This window comes from Draconibacterium sp. (assembly GCF_041583095.1).
Taxonomy (GTDB): Bacteria; Bacteroidota; Bacteroidia; order Bacteroidales; family Prolixibacteraceae; genus Draconibacterium.
Genome location: NZ_JBFHGM010000143.1, coordinates 1 through 12,704 on the forward strand (window position 1 = coordinate 1; position 12,704 = coordinate 12,704).

Consider the following 12,704-nt stretch of genomic DNA (forward strand, 5'->3'; position numbering starts at 1 on the left):
CTCCAGAACTTCCTCTTCTCCTGTTGAGGTAAACTGCAATACGGCAGGGCGGCGTCCGCGCGAGTAGTTGGCATAAATATTTCCGTATTCGTTAAAGCGGTATTTTAACCCTCCGCGCCAGGTATAGGAAATTGTATTTTTACTGATTTCTTTTGAATTATATGGCAAAAAGAAAACGTTGGGGGCGTTACCTGTATACATACCCAATGTTGATGGCAAGCCGCTGACAAAAGAAGATTCGCTGTTCAGTTTATAACGGTCGTAAACCATACGAACTCCTGCCGAAACAAAAATCTTTCGTGATAACTGGTAGTTCAAATCCATAAACGCTTCTACTGACATGTTTGTAGCTTTGCTGTACATTTCTTCCTGGTGATTTGTTGGAAGAGGGATGTAAATCGTTGTATCCAATTCAGGGTCATAATTTGGTATTGCCGGAATTGAAATTGGCCCGCCATTAGCATCCACCAAAGGCATTGGTGGACTTGAGAGCATAAGATTCGCGAGGTGTTGCTCGTTGGGCGAGAACCAGTAAGTCTGGTCGGCTTTTTCGCGCCAGAAACTACCTCCAAGCGAACCGTTCATACGGCTGTTCTGCGAGAAGTTTCCACGTATCTCCTGGTAAAATTGTGATGCTCCGGCATATTCTGCCATATCGATGGCCGCCGAGGCCGTACCGTCGCCATCCCACCGTGATGTGGCATCTGTTTTTCGATACGAAGTGATACTGGTCCAGTAGGTATGTTCGCTCATGTAAAGGCGGTAGTTCAGTGTTGCATCAAAAATTTCTTTTCCGGTTCCCAGGTTTATGCCCTGTTCGTGCGAGGCAACGCCACTAAAAATGCCAATATCGCCATTTGTATTTGGCAGACCAGCGGGCATAAATGCTATTCCCGGAGTATCGTCTTTCTGGTAATTCACCACCACATCAAAACGGTGGTTCCATTGTGGCTTGAAGCGCAAAGAAAAACGTCCGGCAATGGTTTCTTTACCCATCAGGTCGCCGCCAAAAGTATTCTCCACATAACCATCGCGCGTAGTGTAAATTCCTGCAGCCCGCATCATCAGTTTGTTTTCTATTATCGGTGCATTAATCATGCCCCGGTATTCTTGCAGCCCGTAATCTCCCAATCCGGCAGTAATACTTCCGTAATAGCTGTTCTCCGGCATTTTACTTACATAGTGAATTGCTCCAGCCTGTGCGCCACGACCGAAAAGTGCGTTTTGCGGGCCTTTCAATACTTCCACTCGGTCCATGTCGTACAACTCTAGCGCAGCTGAATTGGCCCGGTTTATCGGCACATTATTAAAAAATACCGAAATACGTGGTTGGGCGCTGGGGCTCACTTCATCGCTGCTTAGCCCGCGAATGGCAAAAGTGGGTCGGTTGGCGCCCTGCTCGCGTACGTATAATCCCGGAACAAATTCACCCAGTGTGCTTAGCTCGGTGATGTTGGCTTCATTTATTCGTTGATTACTCACCGACGAAATGGCTGTTGGAACATCAAGCAGCTGTTGTTCGCGTTTTTGTGCGCTTACCAATATCGGTTCCAAGTGAATGTCGGCTGTAGGTAGCATTACATTCTTTTCGTTCCTTCCTTCCCGCAAAATAATATCAGCAGTATGGGTTTCATAACCGATAAACGAAACCCGGATTCGTGCTCTTCCCGGTTCCAGATTTGTGATAAAATATTCACCGTCTTCGTTCGTGTTCACTCCTTTATAAGTCCCGTCGATCGTAACCGTGGCACCGGGTAGCAGGTTGTAATCGCTGTCGTAGACTGAACCACGTACATAAACAGTTGGCTGTTCACGCGAAACGGCTTCAATATTTCGGTATTTGCGTTTTACCTTATTGCGTTTTTTGCTTTGACCAAAGGAGGTTGAAACAATAATTACCAGGAGAATTATACTGAGAAGAGTCTTCATGTTTCTTTTGTTCTGAGTTTGTTTGAATAAATAACGGAAAATCAGAGGAAATAATATATCGCTGGTATGGAGAATTAACGTTGCACTACAAATAAAAGTTTAATGCTTTGTACTGTAAACCGGCAAATGCAGCCAAATGGCCAGTTCGTCCATCCCTCGTTGCGCGTCATCGTTTGTTTTACATTTTTTTACAGCAATGGAGGGTCGTTTCTTATTATTCACAAAATATACTCTGAATTCTTGCTTCCCGGAAGTTATATTACGATTCGATCGACTGTACAAACTGTATAACTTGTTCATCGATACCAATGTAAGGCCAATGTATTTTCCAACGGGTTCCCATTTCCCGGTTTTTACAAGGCCAAACCACATATTAAAACTTCGGAACAGTTTTTTTTCGGTGTCGATATCAACACCGGAATAAGAGCCCAGAAGAAACCAACCCAAAACAGCGTGAATGCTGAAAATGATCCAGGCTTGCTCGTAAAAGGATATCGCAGCTACAAACACAAAGTAAAAGCCAATAAAACGATATGGGCCTTCAAGTGTTCTTGAGATTTTGTTGGAAACGAGCATGGTTTAAAGGTAGTGAAAATCTTTACAGTGTGATTTTCTGTTTTAACTTTTACTCCAGAACCAGCTTACGTTTTTGAATGTAGAAATGCCAGAGAATATAGGTTGCCACCGAGCGGTTGGGTGAAAAACGTTTCATGTACTCCACAATTTCCTCTTTTGTTGCTTCGGGTGTAACAAGTTCTAATTCGTAAACCGCTTTTATTGTTGCCAGATCTCCCGGAGGAAAAATATCAGAATAGTGAAGGCTCATTAAAACATACATGTCAATAGTCCAGTTACCTATGCCTTTTAGTTTTATCAGAATTTTTCGGATGGCAGCTTCATTCATCTCGTTTAATTCATTGAGATTAAGTTTGCCGCTTACAATTTCGCTGGCAAGAATCCGGCTGTATTGTATTTTCTGGCGGCTAAAATAACAGGCACGCAACTCTTCATCCGTAAGTTTCAACAGGTTTTCAGGTGTTACATTTTTTACTTTCTCCTCTAATTTATTGTACGCTGCTTTTGCCGATGCGAGCGAAACCTGCTGTTCCAAAATGGTTAGGATGAGTGTGGCAAAATCCGGTTTTCGATACCACAGAGGAGGGTAATCGAATTCCCTGATTACGGTCTCCAGCTTTGGCTCTACGCCGGTGCACCAGTCGCAAAGTTCTTTAAAATGGCTTTCGTTTTTTATTTTGGTCATGTTTTAAATTTGCTTATAACGAAGAACTGTTTTTTGAAGAATATGTTTAGAGGAAACGACTATTTATAGGAATTGCTGACAACGTTAAAAGTTGGAATTTACCCTCTCTCCTGTCCCTCCCTTTATAAAGGGAAAGACGATTATCCTCTAAAAACAACGACGTATATGGATTAGATGAAGTTTATTTTTATGAACCACTATCCAATCGTCCTTCTTTGCTGGCAGGGAAGGATAAGAGGATGGGTTATAAATACTATTCGTGATATTTTGAGAGCAAAAAAAGAGGAACTCCAGGTGTTCCTCTTTTATATAATACCGAATTAAATAAATAAAATCTTATCTCGCAGATTGATTTCTGCCTTCTTTGAAAAAAACGGTAATTGCGTTTTTTAAGTTTTACTAACTCAATATTGATTTTATAATTCCAATTTAAGTTTCAGGTTTTTGGTACCTTTTACATGCAGGTTTTTCACTTCAACCCAATTATTAAAATCATTAGGAATATTTACCATTGTTTCTCCGTTGGCAGGAATAGTAAACAGCTCTTCTTCCGACGATAAAATAAATGGAACATCTGATTTATTTGCGATAATATAGGTTTTGCCTTTTTCATATTCACGGTAGAATTCAATTTTTACCGAAGCCTCAAAAATGGCTTTCAGATATTCTTCTTTCCCCGCCAGAATATTCCCGAAATAAGCCACGGTGCGGTTGGCAAACAATGCTTCGCGAATTGATTCCTGTGTGCGTTCTTTTGCCAATACCAATGTCATCGGGCGGTGGTAATCTTTCAGGTTGTACATTTCTGAGTTTATTCCGTGAATATCGGATGCAGCATGTGGTGCAATGTTTTTGTCCATGCACCAATCCAGTGCAATTGGGTACCATTCTTTCTCATTAAAAACTTCAATGGCATGCAGCATTCCGTTTTCAAAAAGTTCGGTGTGTTCGTCCCACCACAAGCAGGTGTCGGGTTGCTGAGCTTTCCACCCCGGGTGGTTCCAAATAAAATACGCCCCTTGTTTTTTAGCTTCGGCAAAAGCATCGCGCCAGTTTTCCACATCAAGTGCCTGAGTGTCGTTTAAAAATAAAGCATTAAAATGCCCCGGAGCCATGCTTCGTGTAATCTCACCGGCTTTTATAAGAATGATATTTTTTTGTTGAGCACGTGGTAAAGCAATCTCATACGATGAATTGTCGTCTCCGGCAACATCCTTTTTTGAGGGATGGCGTTCAATATGATCGGTAATGGCAATCACATCAAGCCCTTCGTTGTATGCTTCGTCAACCCGAATTGTAGGCCACACACTTCCATCGGAAAAAACGGTGTGCATATGAAAATCGCATTTTAAGGTTTGGTAGCCAAGAATATCAGGGATGTTTATTGTCTTGCGCGAGTTTTTATACAAAATTTCGGGCATTTGAATGTTATTTACATTTTGTGCAAAAAGAGAAATACCCATTAGTAGAAAAATTGCTGTGAAAATTTTTGTTTTCATTGGATAAAAAAATTGTGGTTTAAATAAGTTTATAAAAGGCCTGCATAAATATACACAGACCTTTAGTTTTATTTCTATGAAAAAAGAGTGAATATTATTTTAACCACCAGCTTGTTTCTCTGATTTTATCGTTGCCTTCGCCAAACTGAGTAGTAATGGCAGCACTTACATTTTCGCTGTTTTGCTGGTATTCGCTGGTTGGGTACATCCAGCGCAAAGGAGGAGTATTGGTTCCATCAATCCGAAATTCAGGATACCCGGTGCGTAAGTGGTCGAAATACATTCGCCATCCGCCTTGCAGAAACGAAGGAATATATTTCTGAAGCATGATTAGCTTTAATTGCTCTTCGTTTGATGAAGCATTGGCAAAATCGACCAACTGGCCCTGCAAATATTCGTTTGCTGCATTGGCATTTACATCCTCTACAAAATCGGTAGCATGGGCATTGTAAAACTCAAACGATGCTTTTACCGCATTTTCGTAGTGATCCTTGGCCGAGGTACTGATCCACCCACGAACGGCGGCTTCAGCCAAAATAAGTTGCAATTCGGTATATCCCAAAAATACATGCGGTTCAGTGGTTGGGGCGGTAGTGTATCTCAGGTTTATCTTCGATACTTTTCCGGCGGCTGCTTTCAGGTTTACCTCGTTATACGGAGCAATCGGATCTCCACCTTCGTAGGCTGAGAAATCGTTGATGGCCAAACCGGCTTCTTTCGCATTACGTGTTTGTCCGCAGAAAATAAATAATCGCGGATCACTTAAATCCTGAAGACGCTTCACATAAGTTGAGTCCATATAACGGGCCGAACCATAGCTACTACTGTTGTATTCGGTATAACGACTTCCCAATTCGTCGATAAAAATGAGCTGACCGTTGTCGTCGTTCGATTCAAGAACTGGCGAGTTGTTGTAAATGCCGGCAAAGGTGCTTTTTACATTCAAATCAGAATCCGATTCTTTCTTTGAAAGCGTGATAAGCACTTTTAAACGAAACGAGTTGATACATTTGCGCCACTGGCTTGTGTTTCCGTTATAAATAATATCGCCGGCAATAATGCTGTTGTCGTTGGCTAAAAGGGCATCAGCATCTTCAAGCTCCTGTAGTATTCCTTTGAAAATATTTTTTTGCGTATCGTAAACCGGGGCATAAATTTCGTCAGTTTCTCCTTGTAAGGCATCGGAGTAGGGGATGTCTCCAAAAGTTAGGGTGAGCTTATAAAAATAATAGGCGCGGAAAAATTTGCCCAGAGCTGTATAAGCCGTGTTTTCAATGCGTTCGGCTTCTTCCATCATTTTTGTAATATTCCGAAGCTTCGCATAATCGCCAAAACCGGCGCGGTTCCAGTTGTAATACTGGTTGGCATTTTCGCCATCGGTTTGTACCACCATTCGCGAGGCAAACATTGGACTTACTCCTTCTACCTGGAAAGCATTCCATTCAATATCGGTAAGTAAAAGTTGCGGGTGTGTTTCGGGTACATTGTTCGGGTTCAGGTTTAGCTCCTCCAAATCGCTGCATGAGCTGAATACCCAAACAAAAAATATTGCTGATAAAATATATTTTTTCATTGTTTTAAAATTAAAGTGTTCGTGTTTTTTAGAATGTTACGGTTAATCCCAAACCAACATAACGCGTTGAAGGATCCTGCAGGTTATTGTCATCTCCGTAATCAGGATCAATGATGTCGGCCTTTTTCCACATTGCCAGGTTGTAGCCGTAGGCAGTGGCTTCAATTTTTTTGAATGCGTTAATATTCATCAGGTTGGTGAGATCGTAACTGAATGCCACTTTTCGAAGTTTTACATAACTACGATCGAAAATATTGGCAAACGTTTCACTTTCGTCTTGCGATACTTTTGCGCGATACGGATAGTTTTGAGACCAGGTTTGCCAGCTTACTGCTGTTTCGTTGGTTTGGTACTCGCGTGTGTCGGAGATTACGTTTCCTTCAATGTCGGTGGTTAGTTCGCCACTAATAACGTTCACCGCATCGGGAACATAAACCGGATGACCGGCAGCATATTCAGCATCGCGGTATTTAACCGAGTTCGGGTGTTTGCCTCCCCACCACATTTTTTCAACTGATAATGATCGTATTACACCGCCAAGCGAACCATCAATGTCAACATCCAACGAAAGATTTTTGTATTTGAAATGGTTTTGCAAGCCAAACATCCAGTTCGGAGCGGTATGACCAAAAAGTTGCGGATTTGGATCTTTCGATGGCAGACCGGTTTCTGCCGAAACGATAAGTTGGCCATCGGCAGTTTTCATCCAACCCGTGGCATAGTAGTTATCAATGCGCTCATTCAACGAATAGTTCCCGTATTTTTCTTCGCCACCATAAATTTCTGTAAGCTTTTTAACGCTGGTTGTCCAGTTTAACCCAAGGTCCCAGCGGAAATTGCTTTTACGCACCGGGTTGGCATTTAGCATCACCTCAAAACCATTGGTTGTGTATTGGTTTCCGTTTACTTTTCTTGAGTCGAAACCACTGGCTTCCGAAATATCCAGGTTAATAATCTGGTTTTCGTCTACAATGTTGTAGTACGTCAAATCAAAACTTAAGCGGTTTTTCAAAAAAACAGACGACAACCCCAATTCAAACGAAGTTGACTTTTCCGGTTTGATATTCGGATTTACAATCGTTCCCGGATAACTTACTTTTGAATTTCCGTTGTACATTCCGCTGTTGCTGTAATACGACGAGATCTGGTATGGACTCAAATCACTTGATACTACAGCCCACGATCCGTATAATTTTAAGTAATCAACGGCTTCCGGGAAATCAATAAGGTTCGATAACAGGGTACTTAAAGAAACTGAAGGATAGAAGTACGAATTGTTTGACGCTGGCAAGGTTGAAGACCAGTCGTTTCGTGCAGTAACAGTAAGGAAGAATGCATCCAGCATATCCATCGATAAAGTACCGAAAACGCTTCGTATTTCGCGTTCCTGGTAGTAGGTTGATGCTTTTACATTGCCCAGCGAGTTGTTTAAACTGTACACCCACGGAACAACTAAACCATCGGTGGCATTGTATTCCTGCTGGTATTTTTTGTAGAACATTGAGGCGCCGGCGTTGGCACTTAATCCAAAGTTATCGGAGAAATCTTTTTTATACGACAGTAAAATATCATTATCAATATTTACCTGATCGGTATTCCACGTTTTGTAATCCCCTTCGCGCGGATCGCCATAGTTCAGGTACGACTTTGGGCTTTCACGGTCTTCGAAAGTATGTTTTAACACCGCTGAACTCCTTCCCTGCAGGCTCAGGTCTTCGGTAATGTCCCACTTCATTTTAACCTGCCCGTTACTGGTGTTGCGGTCGTGTTTCTGGTTGAGCTCCTTAGCTGCAAAATACACGTTGTTATACCAGGCGTAGTTATAGTTGGCCTGGCGGTAGCCTTCCTGTCCGGGGATATACATGTGTTCTTTCAGTTCCTGTCCATTCACATCGTCGCCCATCCATATTAAAATGGTGTACATGTGGTTTTTTGGGCCGTAACCGTAACGCGGGTAATTGGGCGAATACACTTTGTTGAACGATAATTTGGCATCGAGTGTAAGGTTTGAAGTAAGGTTGTACAAACCGTTAAATGTCAGTCCGCCGGTTTTTAGGTTCGAGTTGGGTACCCTGCCTTTTTCTGATTGGTAAAAGCCTGAAAAGCGTGTTGATACTTTTTCATTTTTCGAAGCGATGGAGAAATTCGTGGTTGAAACCACGCCGGTGCGCATAAAATCCTTCAGGTTGTTGTGGTATTCCCACGGAATAGGAACCCTCGAGTAGCGCGATTTATCGTCATATTGCGTTCCCGAAACATCGCCCCACCACGGTATAGTTTCGCCGGTTACATTGTCGTAAATCGGGCTGTTCCACTGAGGAATTTCAAGGTTGTCGGAGAATTTTGGTCCCCAGATCATATCTCCGTCCGAGATACCACCGTCTTGTCCGTCCCAAAATTCGTACTGGCCATTCGATCCGTTTCCGTATTCGGTTTGTGTTTCCGGGAAAACGGTATAACCTGCCGAAATCATGGTACTGTTTGAAATGATAATGTCAAGACCTTTTATAGCGGCTTTTTTGGTAGTAATTAGAATTGCACCATTTCTTCCGCGCGATCCGTAAAGCGACGAAGCAGTGGGGCCTTTCAATACCACAATGTTTTCAATGTCGGCCGATGAAACATCAAAAAAGTCGGTTTCAACCGGAACTTCATCAATAACGATGAGGGGAGCTTTTCCCCGAAGTTGAAAATCTGGGCATTGAAAAATACCTGTTTTGGTATCAACTGTTAAACCTGCCACCTGTCCGCTTAACATGTTTCCCAGGTTGGGTGCATTAACGCTGGTTATGGTTTCCGACTTTACTTCCTGGGTGGTATAACCAAGCGCTTTTTTCTCCTGGCTAATACCCAGTGCGGTTACAATAACTTCATCAATTTCCTGGAGGTCTTCGGCTAAAACAACATTGATCAGCGTGTTCCCTTCAAGCGGTATTTCTTTTGCTGTAAAGCCAATAAACGAAAACAAAAGTGTTGCGTTCTCGCTCACTTCAATCCGGTAATTTCCATCGGAATCGGAAACTGTTCCGTTCGATGTTCCTTTTTCCATAATACTTACTCCTGGTAAGGAAAGTCCGTTGGTTTCCATAATTTTTCCCGTGATTTCTTTTTTCTGAGCAAAAAGGACTATGCTCATCAGCAGAAGTCCAATAGTTACAATAAAGTGTTTCATAAATACATAGATTTTTGTGTAAATTCTTAACTTGATTTCTATAAAATTTTAATCATAGTAATCCCATTTTGACCTATTTGCGTAAGTCAATCCTTATGAAATGCAGTGTTTATTGTAGCTGAAAAATGGCTCCGCAGAAACTTAGGAGCGTTGGATGATTATCGGGTGTTCATTCTATTTCTTTATTTAGTTGGATTTAGAATTTGTATTCTTTTAAATTGGTAATAATGTCTCCGTTGGCATAAAAGTCGATTATTGCATAAGCCGGGCCAAATTCCTGGTAATTGCCGTCCCACCATCCGCCACATGCAGCACCGTTACAATGGTATTGCACGCCAAGATATTCAGTTTTGTCGGCCAGATGAATGTGTCCGCTTAATGCAGCTTTTACATTTTTGTGTTTATAAAAAAGATCTTTTATTTTTTTTGAGTCGGTGTGAATCCAGGCACCGGGTACCTGCCAGTTTCCGTCTTTTAAATTGTCGCCATCGTAAAAAACTGAGGCCGATAAAATTGGAATATGAGAAACAATACAAACGGGTGTTGATGATGCTGTGTTTTCCAACTCGTTTGCTAACCACATAAATTGTTTATCATCGAGCCGGGCAGTGTAACTTCCTTCGTTTACCGAAGCCGGACTATCGAGAATAATAAACTTCCATCCTTTATGTTCGAATGAATAGTACCGGTTTTTTAATTCCAGCATTTTTAATGCCCATGCTTTTCCGTAAAGCGGATCGTTCTGAATGGGCTGTTCTTTTAATCCCCAACCCCAAACATCGTGGTTGCCAATGCAGTTGTACAACGGATATTGTAACTCATTTTTATAATAACGAGTCCAGGCATTCCATTGCTGTTCCACCTCTTCTTTCGAATGTCTAAGGGCATCCATAATATTATCACCGGTATTGAGAATAAAATCGGGTTTGTCTTCCAACTGGTGGATCTCTTTTAATAGCTGTTTTATCCCACGGGCTACTTTTTCCGATTCAAAAATGTGCATATCGGTTAAATGAACGATGCGGAATAACCGATTTTTAGGCGCATCGGGGGCCGCGTTTGTTGTAAAAGATAATGTTGATACGGCGAGCGCTGATGTTCCAAGAGCTCCAAGAAAATTTCGTCGTTTCATTACGTTAATTTTAGTTCCCGCAAGTTGTCGACTAATTGTAAACAATATGTTTTCTAAGCTTTATTTATTCTGTATAAAAAGAATAATAACGTTAATATTATGTTATGCGAATCTTCTTTTCCTGTGCATTTGCTCCAAAAAAGGCGCTGGAATTTAAAGTTTAAATAATGCCGAGATAACGAAGTTCATCCCCGGAGACACAACACCCGAAGAATACGGACGATAGCGTTTGTTAAAAATGTTTTCTATTCCGCCACTTAGTGTCAGGTTCGAATTTAGCTGGTAGTTCGATTTTAGGTTGGCAGTCCACCAAGCCGGAGAATACGGATTGCCGTTTTCATCGGGAACATATAGATGAGGTTTACTTTGTTCGTCGGTGGCAAGATCCTCGAAATGAAGTTTGCCATTGTAGTTTACGTATAAATCGAGGTACAATTTTGGCCCTTCGAAAATAATGTGCGACGAACCAAATACCGGTGGAACATGACGGATTGGCAAACCTTCCGAATCTTCTCCTTTTGTAATTGTAATATCATGCCGGGTGCGCCATTGGTTATTAAAAAGGTAATCTACGTTCATTGTTGTTCCGTATATGGTTGCCGACTCGGCATTCACCAATGCTTCCACGCGGCTCATTTCTCCGTCGTATAAAATGGAGTCTTGTTCCAATCCATCGAAAGCCCGTCGAACCATGGCATCTTTCAGCCAGGTGTAAAAACCGGTAAGTTCAACCTTAACTTTATTCTGGTACGAACGAATAAGGCTTAACTCCAAATTGCGTGCATATTCCGGTTTCAGGTCGGGATTGGGAACCACAACTGTGCCGGGCTCCGAATCGAAAACCTTCGCAACATCATCGATATTTGGCGAGCGAAAACCGGTAGAGCCATGAATATTAATTTGCCAATCGGTGGTGGGGTGCCAAACCAGTCCCAGGTTGCCGTTAAATGCCGAATTGTTCATGTTAAAACCATCGAAGGGAAACTGATAATAATCGGTATCAAATTCGCCTTCCAAATGCGTGTAGGTAAAGCGCGAACCCATTTGGAAAATAATTTTAGGGCTGATGGAATATTTAAAGGAGTAGTAAGCTGCCAGGCTCGAATAGTTAGAATCATCGGGATATCGGGGAGCAATGTTTTCCTGCTCTCCCGAAATCATATCTTCGGAATATCCGTTTGACCCAACCTTGTTAAAGTAGCCTTCCAAACCATAAAACAGTTCGCTTTTTTTATCTATATTTTTTCCAAAATCGAGGTTAATCGAATATACATTTACATTTTCGGTACGGTTACGCAGGACATCTTTATTCCGTTTGCGGTCGTGGCGGCTTTCGGTGTAATCCTGATAACCAAGCAACAGGTTGGCTTTGTCGAAGAGCATCATTTCTTTTTCCACTTGCAGTCGGCCTGATAAAAGTGTCCATTCCTGCGGACCGTAATACCACTCGGCGTATTTTAATGCGTCGCCACTGTACTCAATTAATCTGTCGTATCGCGGAATATCGCCGGTTTGCGAGTGTTGAGCACTTAGCAGAATGTCGATGGCTTCATTTGGCCTAAAACGTAGTTTCCCCAACAGGTTGAACTGATTGTAGCCAGTATATATTTGTTCCCGGTTGTTGCTGTTTTGCACTATCTGATCTTCTCCGGAATACGTAGCATTTTCAATATATTCAGGGCGTAAATATTCGTCGGGGCCGGAAGTTCCCATCATTAAATCATCAAAATCAGAAAAGGTGGCACTAATTACCGATGCCCACTTTTTGCCCCCGATATTGTAGGAGAAATGTCCGGTCTTTTCAAAATTGGCACTTGAGTAACGGGCGTATACTTTTCCAAAATTTTCGAAATCATCGTTGGTCGAAAGTTTGGGCGACAGCATGTTAAAACTCATTACGCCACCCAGTGCATCGCTTCCGTAAATTACCGAACCCGGTCCAAAAATAACCTCGGTATTTTGCAGGCTTTGTGCATCAACCGAAATTACATTTTGCAGGTTTCCGCTACGGTAAATGGCGTTGTTCATCCTGATGCCATCAACCATAATCAGTACCCGGTTGGCAGCAAAACCACGTATCATCGGGCTGCCGCCACCCATCTGGCTTTTTTGGATAAATATTCCACTTTCGGTGCCCA

8 protein-coding genes are annotated in these 12,704 nt (G+C 42.1%); all 8 read right to left on the reverse strand.

Annotated features, from left to right (window positions below; genetic code table 11):
- Positions 1-1,929: TonB-dependent receptor (locus ABZB17_RS13670; RefSeq protein ID WP_372650901.1), on the reverse strand; the 1,929-nt coding region annotated here is incomplete at its 3' end.
- A gap of 99 nt (positions 1,930-2,028) precedes the next feature.
- Positions 2,029-2,505: a hypothetical protein gene (locus tag ABZB17_RS13675; protein ID WP_372650902.1), complete on the reverse strand. Its 477-nt coding sequence runs from the start codon at positions 2,503-2,505 to the stop codon at positions 2,029-2,031.
- A gap of 49 nt (positions 2,506-2,554) precedes the next feature.
- Positions 2,555-3,190: a DNA-3-methyladenine glycosylase gene (locus ABZB17_RS13680; RefSeq protein ID WP_372650903.1), complete on the reverse strand. Its 636-nt coding sequence runs from the start codon at positions 3,188-3,190 to the stop codon at positions 2,555-2,557.
- A gap of 416 nt (positions 3,191-3,606) precedes the next feature.
- Positions 3,607-4,689 (reverse strand): hypothetical protein, encoded by a 1,083-nt coding sequence (locus ABZB17_RS13685; protein WP_372650904.1) that lies wholly within the window; start codon positions 4,687-4,689, stop codon positions 3,607-3,609.
- A gap of 94 nt (positions 4,690-4,783) precedes the next feature.
- Positions 4,784-6,262 carry a SusD/RagB family nutrient-binding outer membrane lipoprotein gene (locus ABZB17_RS13690; RefSeq protein ID WP_372650905.1) on the reverse strand — a complete coding sequence of 493 codons (1,479 nt, stop codon included), beginning with the start codon at positions 6,260-6,262 and terminating at the stop codon, positions 4,784-4,786.
- A gap of 28 nt (positions 6,263-6,290) precedes the next feature.
- Complete coding sequence (locus ABZB17_RS13695) at positions 6,291-9,434, reverse strand: SusC/RagA family TonB-linked outer membrane protein (RefSeq protein ID WP_372650906.1); 3,144 nt, start codon at positions 9,432-9,434, stop codon at positions 6,291-6,293.
- Between the two features lie 196 nt (positions 9,435-9,630).
- A complete protein-coding gene (locus ABZB17_RS13700; protein WP_372650907.1) occupies positions 9,631-10,566 on the reverse strand; it encodes a metallophosphoesterase in 936 nt (311 codons plus the stop codon).
- Between the two features lie 153 nt (positions 10,567-10,719).
- Positions 10,720-12,704, reverse strand: a 1,985-nt coding sequence (locus tag ABZB17_RS13705; RefSeq protein WP_372650908.1) for a TonB-dependent receptor plug domain-containing protein, incomplete at its 5' end; no start/stop codon positions are given.

What these genes read in the sequence shown, in the direction of transcription:
- ABZB17_RS13690 (WP_372650905.1), bottom strand. Translation starts at nt 6,262, where the DNA reads ATGAAAAAATATATTTTATCAGCAATATTTTTTGTTTGGGTATTCAGC.
- ABZB17_RS13685 (WP_372650904.1), bottom strand. Translation starts at nt 4,689, where the DNA reads ATGAAAACAAAAATTTTCACAGCAATTTTTCTACTAATGGGTATTTCT.
- ABZB17_RS13700 (WP_372650907.1), bottom strand. Translation starts at nt 10,566, where the DNA reads ATGAAACGACGAAATTTTCTTGGAGCTCTTGGAACATCAGCGCTCGCC.
- ABZB17_RS13695 (WP_372650906.1), bottom strand. Translation starts at nt 9,434, where the DNA reads ATGAAACACTTTATTGTAACTATTGGACTTCTGCTGATGAGCATAGTC.
- ABZB17_RS13680 (WP_372650903.1), bottom strand. Translation starts at nt 3,190, where the DNA reads ATGACCAAAATAAAAAACGAAAGCCATTTTAAAGAACTTTGCGACTGG.
- ABZB17_RS13675 (WP_372650902.1), bottom strand. Translation starts at nt 2,505, where the DNA reads ATGCTCGTTTCCAACAAAATCTCAAGAACACTTGAAGGCCCATATCGT.